At 74.0% G+C, this 20,602-nt stretch carries 15 protein-coding genes; 8 read left to right on the top strand and 7 right to left on the bottom strand.

Features of this window, described 5'->3' with window-relative positions:
* The first annotated feature begins 61 nt into the window (after positions 1-61).
* Positions 62-2,197 (top strand): NACHT domain-containing protein, encoded by a 2,136-nt coding sequence (locus ACFYYW_RS02840; protein WP_387644294.1) that lies wholly within the window; start codon positions 62-64, stop codon positions 2,195-2,197.
* Here ACFYYW_RS02840 and ACFYYW_RS02835 read toward each other — a convergent pair.
* Positions 2,192-2,689 (bottom strand): potassium channel family protein, encoded by a 498-nt coding sequence (locus ACFYYW_RS02835; protein ID WP_352323718.1) that lies wholly within the window; start codon positions 2,687-2,689, stop codon positions 2,192-2,194. The genes ACFYYW_RS02840 and ACFYYW_RS02835 overlap by 6 nt on opposite strands.
* 100 nt (positions 2,690-2,789) lie before the next feature.
* On the opposite strand from ACFYYW_RS02835, the gene ACFYYW_RS02830 reads away from it, so the two are divergent.
* Positions 2,790-4,604, top strand: a complete 1,815-nt coding sequence (locus ACFYYW_RS02830; RefSeq protein ID WP_387644291.1) for an alkyl/aryl-sulfatase — start codon at positions 2,790-2,792, stop codon at positions 4,602-4,604.
* A gap of 2 nt (positions 4,605-4,606) precedes the next feature.
* Here ACFYYW_RS02830 and ACFYYW_RS02825 read toward each other — a convergent pair whose 3' ends face one another.
* On the bottom strand, positions 4,607-5,230 hold the full coding sequence (locus ACFYYW_RS02825; RefSeq protein ID WP_352323735.1) for a response regulator transcription factor: 624 nt from the start codon (positions 5,228-5,230) through the stop codon (positions 4,607-4,609).
* Positions 5,227-6,411 (bottom strand): sensor histidine kinase, encoded by a 1,185-nt coding sequence (locus tag ACFYYW_RS02820; RefSeq protein WP_352323719.1) that lies wholly within the window; start codon positions 6,409-6,411, stop codon positions 5,227-5,229. The genes ACFYYW_RS02825 and ACFYYW_RS02820 overlap by 4 nt, the downstream gene beginning before the upstream one ends.
* 148 nt (positions 6,412-6,559) lie before the next feature.
* Between ACFYYW_RS02820 and ACFYYW_RS02815 the strand changes: the two genes are divergently transcribed.
* Positions 6,560-7,648, top strand: a complete 1,089-nt coding sequence (locus ACFYYW_RS02815) for an ABC transporter permease (protein WP_387645493.1) — start codon at positions 6,560-6,562, stop codon at positions 7,646-7,648.
* A complete protein-coding gene (locus ACFYYW_RS02810) occupies positions 7,645-8,334 on the top strand; it encodes an ABC transporter ATP-binding protein (protein ID WP_387644287.1) in 690 nt (229 codons plus the stop codon). The genes ACFYYW_RS02815 and ACFYYW_RS02810 overlap by 4 nt, the downstream gene beginning before the upstream one ends.
* Before the next feature lie 26 nt (positions 8,335-8,360).
* On the opposite strand, the gene ACFYYW_RS02805 is transcribed toward ACFYYW_RS02810, so the two are convergent.
* The 3 genes from ACFYYW_RS02805 to ACFYYW_RS02795 all read right to left on the bottom strand — a co-directional run bounded on the left by ACFYYW_RS02805 (position 8,361) and on the right by ACFYYW_RS02795 (position 12,458).
* Positions 8,361-9,110 carry a hemerythrin domain-containing protein gene (locus tag ACFYYW_RS02805; protein ID WP_387644285.1) on the bottom strand — a complete coding sequence of 250 codons (750 nt, stop codon included), beginning with the start codon at positions 9,108-9,110 and terminating at the stop codon, positions 8,361-8,363.
* Positions 9,111-9,161: 51 nt separating this feature from the next.
* Complete coding sequence (locus tag ACFYYW_RS02800) at positions 9,162-11,033, bottom strand: vWA domain-containing protein (protein WP_387644282.1); 1,872 nt, start codon at positions 11,031-11,033, stop codon at positions 9,162-9,164.
* 162 nt (positions 11,034-11,195) lie between these two features.
* Entirely contained in the window at positions 11,196-12,458 is a 1,263-nt protein-coding gene (locus ACFYYW_RS02795; protein WP_387644280.1) for an MFS transporter, read from the bottom strand.
* A gap of 169 nt (positions 12,459-12,627) precedes the next feature.
* On the opposite strand from ACFYYW_RS02795, the gene ACFYYW_RS02790 reads away from it, so the two are divergent.
* The 3 genes from ACFYYW_RS02790 to ACFYYW_RS02780 all read left to right on the top strand — a co-directional run bounded on the left by ACFYYW_RS02790 (position 12,628) and on the right by ACFYYW_RS02780 (position 15,508).
* Positions 12,628-14,016: a rhodanese-like domain-containing protein gene (locus ACFYYW_RS02790; protein ID WP_387644277.1), complete on the top strand. Its 1,389-nt coding sequence runs from the start codon at positions 12,628-12,630 to the stop codon at positions 14,014-14,016.
* A 74-nt stretch (positions 14,017-14,090) separates the two neighbouring features.
* A complete protein-coding gene (locus tag ACFYYW_RS02785) occupies positions 14,091-14,663 on the top strand; it encodes a rhodanese-like domain-containing protein (RefSeq protein ID WP_364417466.1) in 573 nt (190 codons plus the stop codon).
* Positions 14,660-15,508, top strand: coding sequence for a sulfite exporter TauE/SafE family protein (locus ACFYYW_RS02780; RefSeq protein ID WP_387644274.1), 849 nt, complete (start codon positions 14,660-14,662; stop codon positions 15,506-15,508). The genes ACFYYW_RS02785 and ACFYYW_RS02780 overlap by 4 nt, the downstream gene beginning before the upstream one ends.
* Here the strand turns inward: ACFYYW_RS02780 and pta are convergent.
* Complete coding sequence (gene pta / locus ACFYYW_RS02775; protein WP_387644271.1) at positions 15,494-17,554, bottom strand: phosphate acetyltransferase; 2,061 nt, start codon at positions 17,552-17,554, stop codon at positions 15,494-15,496. The genes ACFYYW_RS02780 and pta overlap by 15 nt on opposite strands.
* Before the next feature lie 127 nt (positions 17,555-17,681).
* Here pta and ACFYYW_RS02770 point away from each other — a divergent pair, with 127 nt between their 5' ends.
* The gene (locus ACFYYW_RS02770; protein ID WP_387644268.1) at positions 17,682-20,588 is read left to right on the top strand and encodes a pyridoxamine 5'-phosphate oxidase family protein; all 2,907 of its coding nucleotides are present in this window, start codon (positions 17,682-17,684) and stop codon (positions 20,586-20,588) included.
* Positions 20,589-20,602 lie beyond the last annotated feature (14 nt).

Raw genomic sequence — 20,602 nt, 5'->3', positions numbered from 1 at the left:
GAAGAGGATCTTTGTCGCGTTCCCCGCACACGACGGGCGCCCGCTTTGAAATGCTGGGACCGTGAGCCGGCGGACGAAGACATGGTGGTTCCGGGCGGGCGTGGCGGCCGGGATGGTCATGCTGGCGGCCGCCGCGCTGCGGCTGTGGACGCTCTATCCCGGCGACGTCGACCCGGTCGGCGCCGGGCTGGGGCTGGCCGGGACGGGCATCGCCGCGATCTCCTGGTGGCAGGCGCAGCGGCTGGCCGACACCGACGTGCAGGCGGCCGCCACGCTGCTGGCCGGGCGGGTGCTGGCCGAGGAGCGGGCCCAGCGGGCACAGCTGCTGGGCGGCAAGGGCAGCGACGCCGTCATCGACGTCGGCTTCTCCTTCCACCCCGCCGGCGGCGCCGTCTCCGCGCCGCCGGCCGGCAACCTGAAGCAGGTGGCCGCCTACTTCCGCGAGCTGGGCGGGCCGGGGCGGCTGGTGATCACCGGGGTGGCGGGCTCGGGCAAGACCGTCCTCGCCATCGAGCTGATCCTCCGGCTGCTCGACGGCCGGCGGCCCGAGGACCGCGTCCCGGTGCGGATCTCCGCGGCGAGCCTGGATCCCGACGTGCCGGTGCGGGACATGCTCGCCCGGCACCTGACCGCCGCGTACGGCCTGAAGCCGGTGACCGCGCGCACGCTCGTGGCGGCGGAGCGCATCCTGCCCGTCGTGGACGGGCTCGACGAGATGGACGACACCGACGAGCCGGGCTACGGGTCGCGGGCCGCGCGGGCGCTGCGCGCCCTGGAGGACTACGAGCACGGGCTGGACCGCTGCAGCATGGTCCTGACCTGCCGCACCGACCAGTACGACGCCCTGGCCGCCGACCGGGCCGTCCCCCGCGGGATCGTCCGGGTCGACGTGGGGAAGGTGGCCGGCGACCAGGCGTGGCGTTTCGTCCAGGCCGTCACCGACCAGGAGGACCCCGACCGCTGGCGGCCGGTCCTCGACGCGCTGACCCGCGACGGCCATGTCCTGGCCGAGGCGCTGAGCACGCCGTGGCGGCTGACCCTGGCGGTCAGCGTCTACGAGCAACGCGACCCGGTCACCGGGCGCTACGTGCGCTCGCCCGAGGCCCTCACGCGCTTCGCCGACCAGCGGTCCGTACGGGAGCATCTCCTCGGCCTGTTCATCCCCGCCCGCCTGGCCGCGGCGGACCCGGCGGGCAAGGGGCCGGACGCCGGGCGCACGCACGCCTACCTGGCCGTCCTGGCCGCTCATCTGCGCGCGAACACCGGCCGGCCGCCGCTCCACGGGCGCGTGTTGTCCGGCACGGACCTGGTGCTGCACCGGTTGTGGCCGCTGGCGGGCGACCGGGCGCGGTTCTTCGGCGCGCTGGTGGCCCTGGCGACCTGCCTTCCCGGGGTCGCCGCCGTCGTCGTCGCCGCCGTCGCGGTGTTCTCGCGGGTGGAGATCGTGGACGGCCGGATCTCGGGCGCGACGGTGATGGCCGTCGCCCTGCTCCTGCTGCCCGGCACGGTGGCGGTGCGCCTGCTGACCGAACCGGTCACGGCCTACCGGCAGGCGTGGTCCGCGGCGGACGAGGACGGCCTGCTCCGGTCCCGCGGCGGGCAGAGCCGCAGGCGGAGCGTCGTGGACGGCGTGCTGGCCGCCCTGTACGGCTGCCTGACGAGCGCGGCCGTCATCATGGAGTTCGGCGCCGCCCTGCCGCTGTGGGCGCCGATCGTCTTCGGCCTCCTGGTCGGCGTGGGGATGGCGAGCGGCAGAGACGTCCAGCGCGGATACGCCGGCTCCTGGGACGGCACCGACCCCAGGACGGTCATCCGCAACGACGTCGTCTCGACGCTGGTGGCCGCGCTCACCTTCGGCCCCGGGTTCGGGTTCATGCTGGGCATCTGGTTCGTGAAGCTGCTGGCGGGGATCCCGGTCGTCGCGGCGGCCGCGGTGGGCGCGGTGTTCGGCATGTCCCTGGTGGCGTCCTGGTCGCCGCTGCTGGCCCGCCGCTACCTGGGGCTCCTGCTGGCCACGCGCGGCCGGCTGCCGTGGCGGCTGGGGCGGTTCCTGCACGGCTGCTACGACGCCGGGCTGCTGCGGATCTCCGGGATCGCCTACCAGTTCCGGCACCGCGAGCTCCAGGACTACCTGGCCACGCACCCCCGTGCCGCCACGGCGTCCCCGGTCCCCTGCCTGCAAGAAGAGCCCTCATGACGACCTGTGCGAGCGCCACACGCCCACGATGAGCGCGAGCGCCGACGTCACGACGATCAGATCGAAGATCACCTGCACGATGACCACGGCCTTGGCCCCCTGGCCGAGGGGGACGACGTCGCCGTAGCCGACCGTGCCCAGGGTGATCACCGAGAAGTAGAGCGCGTCCACCCGGGTGCGCAGGCCGTGGAACTGGGCGGCCATCAGGAAGTACAGCGCCGCGAAGAAGACCACCACGACGGTGACGACGGTCAGCAGCATCGCCAGTTGTTCGGCCAGGGACCGGCCGGGCCGCAGCGCGCGCGCCACCTGCCGCCCCAGGAGCCAGGCCAGCGTGATCACCCCGGCCAGGCAGGCCAGGGCGCGCAGCTCGGGCGAGCCGTCCTGGAGTTTCTCGGTCGGCAGCGGCACGACGAAGTAGACGCCGGTGATCACGGCGGCCGCGGCCGCGCTCCGCACCCATGCCAGCACGCCGGCCGGAGAAGCACACATGACAGGAACGTTCCTCGGACCGGCGGCCGCACCGCCGGAGATGCTCTTTCTTGAGGCTCTCCTTGCCCTCATCGCAGACTGCCGAGGGCAGGACGCTCACATGGCAGACCTTCCCTTCCAGGACCGGACGGACTTCGAGCACGCCGATCGCGGCTTCGTCGCCAGGCTGACCCCCGGCGTGGTCAGGACGTCCGGGGGCGAGGTCGTCTGGGACAACGACGTCTACGACTTCCTGGCCGGCGACTGCCCGCCGACCGCTCATCCGAGCCTGTGGCGGCAGGCGCAACTGTGCGCCCGGCAGGGCCTGTACGAGGTGACCGACGGCATCTACCAGGTGCGCGGCCTGGACCTGTCCAACATGACCCTGGTGGAGGGCGACACCGGCGTCGTCGTCATCGACCCGCTGGTCTCCGCCGAGTGCGCCGCCGCCGCGCTGGGGCTCTACCGCGACCATCGCGGGGACCGGCCGGTCACCGGGGTCGTCTACACCCACAGCCACGTCGACCACTTCGGCGGCGTGCGCGGCGTCACCGACGGCAACGTGCCGATCGTGGCCCCCGCCGGCTTCATGGAGCACGCGGTCGCCGAGAACGTCTACGCCGGCAACGCCATGAACCGCCGCGCCCTCTACATGTACGGCCAGCTCCTCCCCCGGTCCCCCGAGGGCCAGCTCGGCTGCGGGCTGGGCATGGGCACCTCGCAGGGCACCGTCTCCCTGATCCCGCCGACCCTCGACGTCACCCGCACCGGCCAGGAGGAGACGATCGACGGCGTCCGCGTCGTCTTCCAGCTCACGCCGGGCACCGAGGCCCCGGCCGAGATGAACTTCCTCTTCCCCGACCACCGTGCCCTGTGCCTGGCCGAGAACGCCACCCACAACCTGCACAACGTGCTCACCCTGCGCGGCGCGGTGGTCCGCGACGCCCGGATGTGGGCCCGCTACCTGACCGAGGCCGTCGAGCTCTTCGCCGACCGGGCCGACGTCGCCTTCGCCTCCCACCACTGGCCCACCTGGGGCCGGGACGACATCGTCACCTTCCTGTCCCAGCAGCGCGACCTGTACGCCTATCTGCACGACCAGACCCTCCGCCTGCTCAACCAGGGCCTGACCGGCCCCGAGATCGCCGAGGTCATGCAGGTGCCGCCCGCGCTGGAGCAGGTCTGGCACACCCACGGCTACTACGGCTCGGTCAGCCACAACGTCAAGGCCGTCTACCAGCGCTACCTCGGCTGGTTCGACGGCAACCCCGCCCACCTGTGGGAACACCCGCCCGTCGAGCTGGCCCGGCGCTACGTCGAGTCGTTCGGCGGCACCTCGGCCGTGGTGGCCCTGGCCGGCCGCTACGTCGAGGAGGGCGACCTGCGCTTCGCCGCGACCCTGCTCGACCACGCCGTCCACGCCGACGGGAACGACGCCTCGGCGCGCAGGCTGCTGGCCCAGGTCTACACCCGGCTCGGCCAGGGCGCCGAGAACGCGACCTGGCGCAACTTCTACCTCACCGGCGCGGCCGAGCTGAAGGACGGCCCCTCCCCGGGCGCCACCGACACCACCTCGCCGGACGTGCTCGCCGCGCTGTCCAGCGAGCAGATCTTCGACTCCCTGGCCATCCGGGTGAACGGCCCCGGCGCCTGGAACGAGCGCTTCGCCATCGACTGGCACCTCACCGACCGGGACGAACGCCACCGGACCACGATGTCCAACGGCGCCCTCATCCACCAGCGGTCACCGTCGGGCGGCGGGGCCGACCTGACGCTGCGGCTCACCCGGCAGCGCCTGCTCTCCTTGCTCGCCGCCGACGGCGACAGTGACGGTGAGGGCGGCGGGCTCGACCACGACGGCGACCTGACCGTCCTGCGACGCCTGTTCTCCCTGCTGGAGCAGCCCAAGCCGGACTTCGCCATCGTCACCGCCTGAGCTCAGGGCGAACGGATGAGGCCCCGCTTCGAGGCCGCCGCGACGGCCGCGGTGCGGGAGTCCACGTCCAGCTTGGTGTAGATGTGCGCCAGGTGGGTCTTGACCGTGGTCTCGCTGAGGAACATCGCCTTGCTGATCTGCCGGTTCGACAGACCGGCGGCGACGTGCCCGAGCACCTCCAGCTCGCGCGGGCTGAGCGTGGCGTCGGGGGCCCTGACCCGGCCCAGCAGGCGGGCGGCCACGCTCGGCGCCAGGGCGCTGGCTCCCGCGGCGGCCGACCGGACGGCGGCGTGCAGGTCCTCCGACGGGGCGTCCTTGAGCAGGTAGCCGGTCGCGCCGGACTCGATGGCGGCCACGATGTCGGCGTCGGTGTCGAACGTCGTGAGCACCAGGACGCGGGGGCCGTCCAGGGCCACGATCCGGCGGGTCGCCTCGCTGCCGTGCATGCCCGTCCCCAGTTGCAGGTCCATCAGCACGACGTCGGGGGCGAGCGCGGCGGCCAGCCGCACGCCCTCCTGCCCGGTGGCGGCCTCGCCGACCAGGTCGAAGTCGGGCTGCCCGGCGAGCATGGCGCGCAGGCCGGAGCGGACCACGGGATGGTCGTCCACCAGGACGATCCGGATCACGGCCCCTCCAGCGGCGGCAGCGGCAGGGTCGCGACGACGGCCGTGCCCTCGCCGGGGGCCGACTCCACGGTGAGGCTGCCGCCCAGGGCGCTCACCCGTTCGCGCATCGCGCGCAGGCCGAAGCCGGCCGAACGTCCGGGGTCGAACCCCCGGCCGTCGTCGTAGACGTCCAGCATGACCACGTCGTCCAGGTAGGTGAGGGTCACCCCGGCGTGGGCGGCGCCGGAGTGGCGGCTGACGTTGCCCAGGGCGCCCTGGGCGACGCGGAGCAGCGTCGCGTCGTAGTCGGCGGGCAGCGGCGCCGGGGTGCCGGACACCTCGAAGCGCGCCTGGATGGGCGTGCCCGCCACGGCGGAGTCGCCGGCCCTGCGCAGCGCGGCGGCCAGCGACGAGTGCCGCAGCGCCGCGGGGGCCAGGCCGCGGACGAAGTTCCTGGCCTCCTCCAAATTCTCCTTGGCCGCGTCCGCCGCCTCGGCGATGCGGCGCTCGGCGGCCGGGAGGTCGTCGGCCAGGTCCCGCCGGGCCGCCCGCAGGAGCAGGATGATGCTGGACATGCCCTGTGCCAGGGTGTCGTGGATCTCTCTGGCCAGGCGTTCCCGCTCGGCCAGCCGGACGGCGTCGCCCTCCGCCTGGAGCAGTCTCCCCCGCGTGCGGACCAGGTCGTCGATCAGCAGGCGGCGCTGCTCGCTCTCGGCGTGCAGCGCCTTGTAGACCATCGCCATCAGGGTGGCCACCGCCGCGCCGATCGTCGGGCCGATGACCAGGGCGGCGGTCAGCCGGCCCTCGTGCCAGGCGGCGGCCAGCACGGCCGCGACGGTCAGCGCCGCCACGCCCGGCAGCGCGACCGCCAGGGGCAGCAGGTGCAGGTAGGCGAAGAAGAGCGGGAAGGCCAGCCAGACGAACTGCGGCGCGGCCAGGGCGAGCAGCGCCCACCCGGCCGTGGTCAGCACCAGCCAGATCCGACCCAGCAGCAGGTGCGTCGGGCCGCCGAAGTGCGGCAGCCGCGCCTCGATCGTGATGCCCGCCGCGTAGAGGGCGCCGAGGAGCGCTCCGCCCAGCGTCGGCGCGAGCCGTCCGGTCCCGGCGACGCCGGCCAGCGCGATCGCCAGGAGGGTCGCGAACGTGCCGTGCACGGTCCAGCGCAGCAGGCGGAGGGCGGGCGGGAACGGATAGTCAGACATCTCTCACCAAGCGTATGCGACCGCCCTGCGCCACAAATCGTCCGAAAGAAGTATTACGGGCAGACCGCATGCACGATGCCCGGCCGGTCCGGCGGCGCGCACGCTGGAGGACGTCAACGTGACCTTCAACCGCAACGGGGGACGCGCCGTGTTCGTGGCGCTCAGAGACCTGCGCTTCGCGAAGGGACGGTTCGCTCTCATGGGCGCCGTCGTCTTCCTCATCACCCTCCTGGTGACCATGTTGTCCGGCCTGACCGCCGGGCTGGCGCGGGAGAACATCTCGGCCGTGGAGGGCCTGCCCGCCGGGCACCTCGTCTTCGCCGGCGGCGGGAAACCGTCCTTCGCCGACAGCCGCGTCAGCGACCGGACCTGGCAGGAGTGGCGGCGGGCGACCGGCGACGCCGCCGAGCGGCTGGGCGTGTCCATGTCGAGGCTCGGCTACGGCGACGACGGGAGCGCGGGGGTGGCGCTCTTCGGCGTCCAGCCGGGCGGCGTCCTCGCCCAGGGGCGGCCGGTGGACGACGGGAAGGTCGTCCTCTCCTCCGCGCTCGCCGCCGACACCGGGGTGGGCGCCGGGGACACGGTGCGGATCGCGGGCCGGGACTTCACCGTCTCCGGGGTCGGCGGCCAGGCGTCCTACAGCCACACGCCCGTCGTCTGGCTCGGCATCGGCGACTGGGAGCAGATGGGCCGCCAGGCCGGCGCCGACAGCGTGGCGACCGTCCTGGCGCTGCCCGCCGGCGGCGCCGGGCTGCCCTCCGGCGGCACGGCCGGCCTGGCCACGGCCGACGCGCGGCTCGGCACCACGACGGTCCCGCTGTCGCAGGCGCCCGCCGCGATCGGCTCGTTCTCCTCCGAGAACGGATCGCTGCAGCTCATGCGCGGGTTCCTGTTCGCGATCTCGGCCCTGGTCATCGGGGCCTTCTTCACCGTCTGGACGATCCAGCGGCGCGGCGACGTCGCCGTGCTGAAGGCCCTGGGCGCGAGCTCGGGCTACCTGCTGCGGGACGCGCTCGCCCAGGCGGTCATCGTGCTGCTGGGCGGCGCGGGCGCGGGCGGCCTGCTCGGCGCGGCCCTCGGCGCGCTGGCCGAGGGCACGGTGCCGTTCGTGTTGTCGGCGGCCACCACCGTGGCGCCGGTGGCCGTGCTCATCGTCCTCGGAGCCGCCGGGGCCGCGCTGGCCATCCGCAAGATCACCTCTGTCGACCCGCTGACCGCCCTGGGAGCCTCCCGATGACACTCAAGCTGACCGACGTCGTCCTGACCTATCCCGACGGCGACCGCACGCTGACCGCGCTCGACCACGTCAGCCTGGCCGTCGCGGCGGGCGAGTTCGCCGCGGTGGTCGGCCCGTCCGGCTCGGGCAAGTCGAGCCTGCTCGCCGTCGCCGCCACCCTGATCACGCCCGCCGCGGGCAGCGTGATCATCGCCGGGCAGGACGTCTCCGGAGCCGGCCAGGCGGCCCGCACCAGGGTCCGCCGCGACCACGTCGGCATCGTGTTCCAGCAGGCCAACCTGCTGCCCTCGCTCACCGCGCTGGACCAGCTGCTGGTGATGGCGCACCTGGCCGGCGAGTCCCCGCGCGCGGCCGGCCCGCGGGCGCGGGAGCTGCTGCTCGCCGTCGATCTGGGCGGCAAGGAGCACAAACGCCCGCACCAGCTGTCCGGCGGCGAGCGCCAGCGCGTCAACATCGCCCGCGCCCTGATGAACTCCCCCGAGGTGCTGCTGGTGGACGAGCCCACCAGCGCGCTCGACCACCGCCGGGGCGAGCGGATCGTCTCCCTGCTGGCCGACCTCACCAGGAAGAACGACCTGGCCACCGTCATGGTCACGCACGACCTGGCCACCCTGGACCAGGTGGACACCGTCCTGACCATGGACGACGGCAGGCTCACCGACCGCGCCGCCACCCGGGTCGCCTGACCGCGCGCCGCGACCACGGGCCGGGGTCAGCCGCGGGGGGTGAACTGGTCGAGGTCGTAGATGCCGAGCGCCTTCTCGACGTCGGCCACCTGCGCGACCACGCCGGTGAAGCCGGCCGCGCCGAACCGGCGGTGCTCCTCGTCCTCGAACGTCTCGGCCAGGCCGGCGAACTCCTCGGGCGGGATGACGGCCCGCATGGCGGGGAAGACCACGGTGTCCTCGCGGGCCTCGTGCGGCTCGTACATGCGGACGAAGGCGGCCAGATCGGCGGCCAGCCCACGGCGGGCGCCCTGAGGGACGGGCCGCGCGGTGGCGTCCAGGATGCGGCCGGTCAGGACGCGTCCGCGCCGGTGCTGCCGGATCAGCACGGGCACGACGTCGGTGAGCCTGCCCGCCCCGACCAGGCGCGGGAAGACGTACCGCTCTTCGAGCCGCTCGTGGTAGTCCTCGACGAACGTGCGGATGATCCCGGCGCCGGCGTGCAGGGGGCCTGCGGGCACCCGCTCCCCGGCGCCGATCCGCCGGACGCCCTCCCGGTAGACCAGCAGCACGCGCTTGAGGACGCCGTGCTCGCGCATGAGGTCCTCCGGCGGCGTGACCGGCGCCTCCCCGGCCTGTTCCGGGCCGCGGGTGGGGCCGGCCGTCGCGGCGCTGCGGGCCGGCTGCGCGGTGTCGCAGCCGGTCAGCAGCGCCGAGCCGCAGGCCAGGGCGACGGGCATGGCCAGCATCTGGCGACGGCGCACGCCCGCCGGCCCGCTGCCTGCTTCGTCCTTCATCGTCCGTCCCCGTTCCCGAGTCGCCCCTCCCGCGTGCCGCCCGTCGGCCGGCTACCACTCCTCGTTCCATGCCTCGTCAGGGTGGGGCCACTCCGGCGGGCGCGGGCAGGCGAAGGCCGATTTGTGGCAGACGTCGTGCCAGCCCGGGTGCTCCTCGCAGTGGTCCCAGTACGGATGTCCCTCGTGGCAGTGCCCCGGAGGGGTCGGCGTGGGCTTCGGCGTGGGCGTGGGCTTCGGCGTCGGGGTCGGGGTCGGGGTCGGCGTGGGGGTGACGGTCGGCGGGACCGTGGGCGTCGGGGTGACCGTCGGGGTCACCGTCGGTGTCGGAGTAGGCGTCGGAGTAGGCGTCGGGGTCGGTGTGGGCGTCGGAGTGGGCGTCGGGGTCGGCGCGGGCGGGCGGTTGTAGACGGTGCAGCTGACGGCCGCGTCGCTCGGCACCTCGACCGTGAAGCCGAGGCCGCCGCTGTTGCTCACCGGCACCTCGACGCCGGTGTCGATCAGGCGGCAGACGGCGTTGCGCCCGTCCTGGGTGACCAGGGTGTGGCCGGGGTGCTGGGCCTCGGTGACGGTGACGTCGGCCGACGCGGTCTGGCTGAAGGTGAGGTCGAAGTTGACCGATCCCGTGCCGTCGCCGGTCGTCGACTCGGTGGCGGGCAGCCCGCCGATGCCCGGCGTGCCGGTCTCGGCGGTGAAGTCCCAGCCGGGGCCGGCCGGGGTGGCGCCGGTGACGTCCTCACCGGTGTTGCCGGACGGGACGAGCTGCTTGATCACCGACAGCGACCCCTCGCACTGGGCGCGGACGATCTCCCGCAGCGCCTGCCCGGCGGCGGCGTAGTCGCTGGTCTGGAAGTAGTCGGCGGCGGCCGCGTTGGAGCCGTCGAAGGCGGTGGTGCCCGAGATGGCGCGCAGGTTGAGCGCGGTCAGGCCGGTCACGCCGTTGCCGACGCCGACGGCCAGCACGCGGGTGCCCTCGGCCTTGACCGCGTTGGCGGAGAAGATCCCGGCCTCCACCTCGGCGATGCGGGTGTTGCTGCCGTCGCCGAGCAGCGTGTCGTAGTAGGTGGGGTTGCCGTCGGTGAGCACCACCAGCAGGTCGTAGCGCGGCGCGGCCTCGGCGACCGCCCACAGGCCGCGGTCCCAGTTGGTGCCGCTGCCGAGCTGCCAGTCGGCGTACTGGCTCTTGAACGCCTCGGCGCCCGCCTCGGTGGACACCGGCATGAGCTCGGGGTTGTTCGTGGTGCCGGCGCTGGGCGAGTTGCGGTCGAAGGTGAACAGCGCCATCCGCGACGGGGTGCCGGTCAGCGCGTCGGTGAAGGTGTCGGCGGCCGCCTTCAGGTCGGGCAGCGCGCTGCCCACCGAGGCCGACAGGTCCAGCAGCAGCGCGACGTCGAGGCCGCAGGTGAGGTCGGGCAGGGGGTTGACCCGTGACTGCTGCCAGATCCCGGTCGAGGCGGTGGCGTCCCCGCGGGTGTTGTTGATCATGAAGTCGCTGGTGGAGGAGTACGTGGTGCCGCTCTCCAGCGCGGGGGTCTGGAAGACGTACGGCGTGGCGACGGAGTTCGACCCGCTGCCGCGGCCGGTGCGCAGCTCGGGGTTGGTGTACCAGCCGGCTGGGGCGGAGAGCTGCTTGACGTAGAAGCGGGCGCCGGCGTTGTCGCCGCCCGGCTCGGTGCCGGGCACGACGAAGCTGCAGTCGCCGTCGCCGTCCGACACGCACACACCCCAGTCGGCGTCGACCGGGAGGGCGGCGTCGGGCGTGGCGAACAGGCCGAGCTCGACCCCGGCCAGCGGCCCCACGGTGGTGTCGCCGGTGCGGTCGCCGCCGGTCCGCACCGTCACGACCGACGTGTCCGGCGACGGATCGGGCACGACCAGCGGGGACGACGGGACCGCGAGCAGCCCGGCGCACAACACTTTCGCCATCCTGCCGGCGACTATGCGAACACTCTTCATCTTCCCCCCTGAACCAGCCGATCACTACGGACTGTAACCAGCAGGGGATCAACGGGGGCTTCCGCCGTCCCCGGCCGCGCGATCAATGCCGACCACACCTTGGAACGCGCTTGACCTGGGACGGGCCGGCCGTCAGCCCTCCGTACGGCCGGTGATCCAGCGGGCGGCGAGCAGGCCGGAGACGGCCGTGAGGACGGCGCCGGCGACGACCGTCGCGCCGAGGCCGAGCACGTCGGCGAGCACCCCGGCGACCAGGGCTCCCGCGGCGTAGCCGACGTCGCGCCAGAAGCGGTAGGCCCCCAGGGCGTTGGCCCGCCAGGAGGGGTGGGCGTGGTCGGAGACCGAGGCGATGAGGGCGGGATAGACCATGGCGGTGCCGAGCCCGAGGACGACGGCGGACAGGACCCCGGCGAGCAGGGCGTCGCCCAGCGGCGCGACGGCCAGGAGGAGACCGCCGGCCTGGACGAGCATGCCGGTGACGATGAGGGGTTTGCGGCCGAGGCGGTCGGCGAGGTGCCCGGCGGGGATCTGGCCGACACCCCACAGCAGCGGGTACAGACCCTTGATCAGGCCGACGGCGGCCAGGCCCAGGCCGTGGTCGGTGAACAGGAGGGGGAAGACACCCCAGGTGAGGCCGTCGTTGAGGTTGTTGACCAGGCCGGCCTGGCTGACGCCGCGCAGCGAGCGGTCGCGCCAGGACGTGCGGGCGAACGCGGCCGCCGGGCCGATGTTCCCGGCGGCGGGCCGGGGGTGCCGGTCGAGTTCGAGGGCCACGTGGGCCGCGGTGTCGCGGACGAGCAGGGCCAGGGCCAGCCCGGCCGCGACGAAGACGACGCCGACGAGCTCGGGGACGGGCCGCAGGCCGTGCCGGGTGGCGAGGTAGCCGGTGAGCAGGGCGGTGGCGCCGACGGCGGTGTACCCGGCGGCCTCGTTGAGGCCGGTGGCCAGCCCCCGCCGGGCGGGCCCGACCAGGTCGATCTTCATGTTGACGGTCATCGACCAGGTCAGCCCCTGGTTGAGGCCGAGCAGGACGTTCGCGGCCACGATCCACCCCCAGGAGGGTGCCCAGGCCAGGACGAACGGGACGGGGATCCCGATCAGCCACCCGGCGACCAGGAGCTGCTTGCGGCGGAACCGGGCCGTCAGGGCTCCGGCGGCCAGGTTGGTGACCGCCTTGGTGAGCCCGAAGGCGACGATGAAGGAGAAGACGGCGAGGTCGCTGGTCAGGCCGAAGACGTGGGTGCCGATGAGCGGCACGGTGGTGCGTTCGAGGCCCACCAGGCCGCCGACGGCGACGTTGACGACGACCAGCAGGGAGAACTGGAGGGCGTTCGCCCGGAGCCCGAGGCGTACGGGCGGCCGGCCGGCCGGGGCGGGCGCGGGGATGTTCTGCACGGCGGAGGGCCCTTCGCGCCTGGGACGACTTGAGGGTGGATATGTCCTGGTCACCATACCCCCCCAGGTATCGTTGGCAATACCACCGGGGGTATTTGACATCCCCTTCGAGGACAACCTACTGTCGGGTAGGTCATACCCCCGGGGGTATTCACAGGAAGGGATCGTCGTGTTCTTCACCCAGTACTACCTGGACTGCCTCTCGCAGGCGTCGTACATGATCGCCGACGAGGGCACCGGCCACGCGGTGGTCGTCGACCCCCGGCGGGACGTCTCCGAGTACCTGGCCGACGCCCGCGCGCACGGCCTCACCGTCGTCGGCGTCGTCAACACCCACTTCCACGCCGACTTCGTCGCCGGCCATCTGGAGCTGGCCGACGACACCGGCGCCTGGATCGGCTACGGCCGGCGCGCCGAGACCGAGTACCCCATCCGCAAGCTCGGCGACGGCGAGCGCATCTCCCTCGGCGACGTCACCCTGGAGATCATGGAGACGCCCGGCCACACCCCGGAGTCGATCAGCGTCCTGGTCTACGAGCACGCCGAGGACCCGGTCCCGTACGGGGTGCTGACCGGCGACGCGCTGTTCATCGGCGACGTCGGCCGCCCCGACCTGCTCGCCTCCGTCGGCGTCACCCCCGGGGAACTGGGCGCGATGTTGTACGACAGCGTGCAGAACAAGCTCATGGGCCTGCCCGACGAGGTGCGGGTCTTCCCCGCGCACGGCGCCGGCTCGGCCTGCGGCAAGAACCTCTCGGCCGAGAAGCGGTCGACCATCGGCGAGCAGCGGGCCACCAACTACGCGTGCGCGCCGATGGACCGTGACACGTTCGTCGCGCTCGTCACCGCCGGGCAGCCCGCCGCGCCCGGCTACTTCGCCTACGACGCCGACCTCAACCGCAGGGACCGCGCCCGCTACGACGCCTCGGCGGCGCCGGTGCCGCTGACCCTCGACGGGTTCACCGACCTGCGGGCCGCCGGCACGGTCGTGGTGGACACCCGCGACCCGCAGGACTTCGCCGCCGGGCACCTGCGCGGCGCGGTGAACGTGCCCGCCGACGGGCGCTTCGCCGAGCAGGCGGGCACCGTGCTCGACCCGGCCGCCGAGCTGGTCGTCATGGCGCCGCAGAACCGCGAGGAGGAGGTCGTCACCCGGCTGGCCCGGATCGGCTTCGACCGCGTCGCGGGTTACCTGCGCAACCCCGACGACGCGCTGGTGGCGCTGGCCGCCGAGGTCGCCCCGGCGAGCCGTCTGACCGCCGCGCAGCTGCGCGCCGCGCTCGCCGGCGACGCCCCGCCCGTCGTCGTGGACGTGCGCACCGCGGGCGAGCGCGAGGCGAACGGCTTCATCGACGCCGCGCTGCACATCCCGCTGAGCGAGCTGCCCGCCCGCAGCGGCGAGCTGCCCGCCGACCGGCCCCTCGTCCTGCACTGCGCGGGCGGTCACCGCTCCTCGGTCGCGGCGAGCCTGCTGCGGCACCGCGGCTTCCAGGACGTCTCCGACGTGCTCGGCGGCTACGCCGCGTGGGCCCTGTCGGCCGAGCCGGCCAGCGTCTGACCGGGCTGTCCCCTTTCCCCGTCCCACACCTATGTCGACTCGATACCCCCAGGGGTATCGGTGAAGGAAGATCCATGAACACCTCCTCCGTCCTCACCCCCACCGTGCTGCAGCGGCTCGTCCAGGAAGGGCGGGCGCCGCGCCTGCTCGACGTGCGCACCCCGGGCGAGTTCCGCACGGCGCACATCCCCGGCTCGTACAACGTGCCGCTGAACACCCTGCGCGAGCACCGGGCCGAGCTGCTGACCCACCTGGACGAGGACGTCGTGCTCGTCTGCCGCTCCGGGGCGCGGGCCGCGCAGGCCGGGCAGGCCCTCGCCGAGGCCGGGCTGCCGAACCTGCGCGTCCTGGAGGGCGGCATCGTCGCGTGGGAGACGGCCGGCGCACCCCTGGAGCGGGGGCCCGAGCGGTGGGACATCGAGCGCCAGGTGCGGCTCGTGGCCGGGTCCGTCGTGCTGGTCACCGGTCTGGCCGGGATCTTCCTGCCCGGCGCGCACCTCATCGGCACCGCGATCGGCGCCGGCCTGACGTACGCGGCCGTCAGCAACTCCTGTGCCATGGGCGTCCTGCTGTCCCGGCTGCCCTACAACCGGGGGCCGCGCACCGACCTCCGCACGGTGCTCGCCGACCTGCGGAGCACCCGGTGACCGTGCTGGTCGTCGCGGCGTCGCTGCTCGTCGGGGTCAGCCTCGGCGTGCTGGGCGGCGGCGGCTCGATCCTGACCGTGCCGATCCTGGTCTACCTGGCCGGCCAGGACACCAAGGAGGCGATCGCCACCTCGCTGTTCGTCGTCGGCGTCACCAGCCTGGCCGCGCTGGTCCCGCACGCGCGGGCCCGGCGGATCCGCTGGCGGACCGGGCTGCTCTTCGGCGCGTTCAGCATGGCCGGCGCGTACGGCGGCGGCCGCCTGGCCGAGTACGTGCCCGGCACGGCGCTGCTCGTCGCCTTCGCCCTGATGATGCTGGCCACGGCGGTCGCGATGCTGCGCAGGCCGCGGCGCCCCAGGAAGCGGGCGCGGCCCGCCCACGGCGACCTGCCGCTGCCGCACATCGCGGCGGAGGGCCTGGTCGTCGGGGCCGTGACGGGGCTGGTCGGCTCCGGCGGCGGCTTCCTCGTCGTCCCGGCCCTGGCCCTGCTGGGCGGGCTGCCGATGGGCGTGGCGGTCGGCACCTCGCTGCTCGTCATCGCGATGAAGTCGTTCGCCGGGCTCGCCGGGCACCTGGCGGGCGTCGCGATCGACTGGCGTCTCGCCCTGATCGTGACGGCGTCCGCGGTGGTCGGCAGCCTGGCCGGCGGCCGGCTCGCGGGCCGCATCCCGCAGGACGCGCTGCGTACGGCGTTCGGCTGGTTCGTCGTCGTCATGGGCGTGTTCGTGCTCGTCCAGCAGGCCGGCGCCGCCGTCTGGAGCCATCCGGTCACGTGGGCGGGGCTGGTGGCCGTACTGGCCGCCGCGCTCGCCGCCCGGCGGTGGCGCGCCTCAGGCGCCGGCTGACGGTCCGGAGGACGCCGGTTCGTCGCGCACCTGGGCGGCCGTGACCGCCACGGTGGTGACGATGTCGGCCACGGTGGCGCCCCGCGACAGGTCGTTGACCGGCCTGCGCAGCCCCTGCAGCACCGGCCCGACCGCGACCGCCCCCGCGCTGCGCTGGACGGCCTTGTACAGGTTGTTGCCGGTGTTCAGGTCGGGCACCACGAAGACGGTGGCGTGCCCGGCCACCTGGCTGCCGGGCATCTTGGCCCGCGCCACGGCCGGGTCCACCGCGGCGTCGTACTGGATCGGCCCTTCCACCTGGAGGTCGGGACGCCGCTCGCGGACCAGCTCGGTGGCGGCGCGCACCTTGTCGACCTCGGCGCCCGCGCCCGAGGTGCCCGTCGAGTACGACAACATCGCGATCCTGGGCTCGACGCCGAACATCGCCGCGGTGCCGGCCGAGGCGATCGCGATGTCGGCGAGCTGCTCGGCGGTGGGATCGGGGTTGACCGCGCAGTCGCCGTAGACCAGGACCCGGTCGGCCAGGCACATGAAGAACACGCTGGAGACCAGCCCCAGCCGCAGGATCTCGAACGCCGGCCTGATCGTGTGCGCGGTGGTGTGCGTCGCGCCGGAGACCATGCCGTCGGCCAGGCCGGCGTGGACCATGAGCGTGCCGAAGTAGGAGACGTCGGTGACCGTGTCGCGGGCCAGCTCGACGGTCATCCCCCGGTGCGCCCGCGCCTCGGCGTAGGCGTGCGCGAACCGCTCGCGCAGCTCCGGGTCGAACGGGCTGAGCACCCTGGCCGCGGCCAGGTCGAGGCCGAGCTGGGCGGCCTGGACCCTGATGCGTTCGGCGTCGCCGAGCAGGGTGAGGTCGGCCACGTCGCGGCGCAGCAGGATGTCGGCCGCGCGCAGGATGCGCGGCTCCTCGCCCTCGGGCAGCACGATGTGCCTGCGCCGGGCGCGGGCCCGGTCCAGCAGCTCGTACTCGAACATCAGCGGCGTGACGACGTCGGTCTTGGCGATGTCCAGCCGTTCCAGCAGCAGCGGGCCGTCGACGTGCGCGGCGAACAGGCGCAGCGCCGTGTCGATCTTGCCGCCCGCCTCGGGCGTGAACCGCCCCTCCACGGCCGACAGCCGGGTCGCGGTGTCGAAGGTGTCGTGACCGGTGGCGATCACCGGCAGCGGGATCTCCATGCCGCGCAGCAGCCGTTCCACCGAGCCGGGCAGCTCCGTGCCGCCCGTGAGCACGACCGCCGACAGGGCCGGGAAGCCCGGCGAGGTGTGCGCGGCGATCAGGCCGGGCAGCAGCGCGGCGGCCCGGTCAGACGGGATGATCACCGCCGCGCCCTCGGTGAGCCGCTCCAGGATGCCGGGCAGCGACATCGCGCCCACCATCAGCGCGCTCGCCTCCCGGCCGAGCCCGTCGCGCTCGCCCAGGAAGAACCGGCCGTCACAGGCGTCGAGCAGGTCGGCGACCGTCGGCGCGCGCAGCGAAGGGGTCTCCGGCAGCACGAACACGGGCGTCGCGTGGCTGAACGTGAGCGGCCCGCCGGTCGACCGGGTGACCACGACCGCGAGCTCCTGGGCGTGATGGTGGGCCAGCTCCCTGGCGGACACCTCGACCGCCGCGGCGGTGCGGGCGGCCGTCCGGCCCCTGCCGCTCACCACGTTGATCACCGGAGTGCCCAGGTCGGCGGCCAGCCGGGCGTTGAACCCGAACTCCGTCGGCGCGCCCACGTCGGTGTAGTCGGTGCCGACCACCACGACCGCGTCACAGCGCCGGGCCAGCGCGCGGAAGCGGGCCACGATGTCGCCGGCCGCCCGCTCGACGTCGGCGTGCACCTCGTCATAGGTGACGCCCGCGCACGCCTCGTAGGGCAGGGCGAGCTGGAACCGGCTGCGGATGGTGTTGACCAGGCCGTCCTCGCGCCCGGCCCGTACCACGGGGCGGAACACGCCCACGCTTCCCACCTGCCGGGACAGCAGCTCGACCAGCCCGAGGGCGACGGTCCCCTTGTTGCTTCCCGCTTCGCCGGCGGCGACATACACAGCTCGTGTCATGCCCCTCATTCTCGACGCCCTCGCCGGGTCCGGAACGCCATCGGGCCCGGATCAGTGTCGTACGCCCCCGGGGGAGGTGACCAACGTCCCTGTCTTGGGGGAAGGGCAGGTGGGTAGCGTCCTCGGCGTGGGGAACCCGTGGACGCTCACCTACGAGGGCTTCGCGCCGAGCTCGGCCGGGCTGCGCGAGGCGCTGTGCACGCTCGGCAACGGCCGCTTCGCCACCCGCGGAGCCACGCCCGAGGGCCGCATCCGCACGCCCGGCACCTACCACGCGGGCTGCTACGACCGTCTGGCCTCGCAGGTGGGCGGCCGGACGGTCGTCAACGAGGACCTGGTCAACCTGCCCGACTGGCTGCCGCTCGGCTTCGCCACGCCCGGCCAGGACTGGTTCAGCCCGGAGCTGGCCGAACTGCTCGGCTACACCCAGGAGCTCGACCTGCGCCACGGGGTGCTGCGGCGGGAGCTGCGCTGGCGCGACGCGCTCGGCCGGGTCACCCGGGTGCGGCAACGCCGCCTGGTCTCCATGGCCGATCCCGCCCTGGCCGCCCTGGAGACGACCTTCACCGCGGAGAACTGGTCGGGCCCGCTGCGCGTCCGCGCCGGGCTGGACGGGCGCGTCACCAACAGCGGCGTCGCACGCTACCGCGACCTGCGCGGCGACCACCTGACGGAGCACGCCACGGGCCACCGCGACGGGCTGACCTGGCTGACCGCGACCACCCGCTCCTCCCGCGTCACCGTCGCGCTGGCCGCCCGCGCCGACGCCCCCTCCCCCGGCTCGCCCGCCCTGGAGCCCGACCACGTCGGCAGCGAGCACGTGCTGGCGCTCGCCGAGGGCGCGCCGGTGACGTTCACCAAGGTCGTCGCGCTGCTGACCTCGCGCGATCCCGCCGTGCACGACCCGCTGTCGGCCGCGCTGCGGCGGGCGGCCACGGCCCCGGCCTTCGCCGAGCTGCTGGAGGCGCACGCCGCGGCCTGGGAGCGGCTGTGGGAGCGGGCCGAGCTGAACGTGGACGGGCCGGAGCTGTCGCAGATCGTCCACCTGCACATCTTCCACCTGCTCCAGACCCTGTCGCCGCACACCGCCGACCTCGACGCCGGGGTGCCGGCGCGGGGCCTGCACGGCGAGGCGTACCGGGGGCACGTGTTCTGGGACGAGCTGTTCGTCCTGCCCTGGCTCAACCTGCGCTTCCCCGAGATCTCCCGCGGCCTGCTGCGCTACCGGTGGCGCCGCCTGCCCGAGGCCCGCGCGGCCGCCCGGTCGGCCGGGTACGACGGCGCGATGTTCCCCTGGCAGAGCGGCAGCGACGGCCGGGAGGAGACCCAGACCTACCATCTCAACCCCGACTCGGGGCGCTGGCTGCCGGACGTCTCCCACCTGCAGCGCCACGTCGGCCTGGCCATCGCCTACAACGTGTGGCAGTACCGCCTGGCCACCGGCTCCATGCCGTCGTGGTGCGCCGACCTGCTGATCGGCATCGCGCGGTTCTTCGCCTCGCTGGCCGTGCTCGACCCCGTCTCCGGCCGGTACGAGATCCGCGGCGTCATGGGCCCGGACGAGTACCACACCGCCTACCCCGGCGCCGCCGAACCGGGCCTGGCCAACAACGCCTACACCAACGTCATGACCGTGTGGCTGCTGCGGCACGCCCTCCGGCTCGGGGTGGCCGGCGCGCGGGAGGCGGCGCGGTGGGAGGACATCACCCGCCGCATGCGGGTGGACTTCCACGACGGCGTCATCAGCCAGTTCACCGGCTACGCCGGGCTGGCCGAGCTCGACTGGGAGCGGTACGCGGGCGTCCGCCGCCTCGACCGCGCCCTGGAGGCCGACGGCGACGACGTGAACCGTTACAAGGCGTCCAAGCAGGCCGACACGCTGATGCTGTTCTACCTGCTCGGTGCCGACGAGCTGCTGGCGATCCTCGACCGGCTCGGCTACCCGGCCGACCCCAGCCTGATCCCGCGCACGACCGCCTACTACCTCGACCGCACCAGCCACGGCTCCACGCTGAGCGCCGTCGTGCACGCCTGGGTGTTGTCGCGCTGCGACCGGGCGCGCTCCTGGCAGTTCTTCGCCGAGGCGCTGGTCGGGGACGTGTACGACGTCCAGGGCGGCACCACCGCCGAGGGCGTGCACCTGGGCGCGATGGCCGGGACGGTGGACATGCTGCAACGCTGCTACCTGGGCCTGGAGCCGAGGCCCGACGGCCTGTTCCTCGACCCGCTGCTGCCCGGACGGCTCGGCACGCTCTCGTCGCCGATCCTGTTCCGCGGACGCCGGATCACCGTCGAGGCCGGCCACGACGGCACGCGGGTCGACGGCGTCCCCGTGCCGGGCGGTGCGGGCCTCGTCCTCACGGAGAAGGAGATGATCATGACGAACAGCGGCGACTTCGGACGCCGGGTGGCCCACCACCGTGACCGGCTGGGCCTGACCGTCGACCAGCTGGCCGAGCGCGCCGACATGTCCCCCGGGTACGTCACGTACCTGGAGGGCCACCTCGGCATCCCCGACAGGAACACGGTGACCCGCCTGGCCACCGCCCTGGGGACGACCCCGCAGGACCTGCTGGGCGGCGGCCGCGACCGCCCGCCGGGCCCCGGCGCCGGCCCGGACGAGCCGGTCCTGGAGGTCCTCGATCCCGAGGAGTGCCTGCGCCTGGTCGCGCCGGGCGGGATCGGGCGGATCGCGTTCAACGGCTCGCACGGGCCCACGGTGCTGCCCGTCAACTACCGGCTGCACGAGGGCGCCGTGTTGTTCCGCACGTCCCGCGGCGGCCCCATGGACCAGGACCTGCGCACCGGCCTGGAGGGCGTGGACATCATGATCGGCTTCCAGGTGGACCGGATCGACGAGGTGCGCAAGGAGGGCTGGAGCGTGCTGATCCAGGGGCCCGCCCACCACGTGCCCGAGGACGAGGTGGCCAAGCTGGCCGACGCGGGCGTCACGCCCTGGGCGGGCGGGGAGCGCCATCTCTACATCCGGGTCGTGCCGCACCAGGTCACGGGCCGCCGCGTGCACGGCCTGTGAGCCCCGTCCGCCGC

Source organism: Nonomuraea sp. NPDC001831 (assembly GCF_042892035.1).
GTDB lineage: Bacteria > Actinomycetota > Actinomycetes > Streptosporangiales > Streptosporangiaceae > Nonomuraea.
This window is presented reverse-complemented; position numbering and strand designations above follow the sequence as displayed.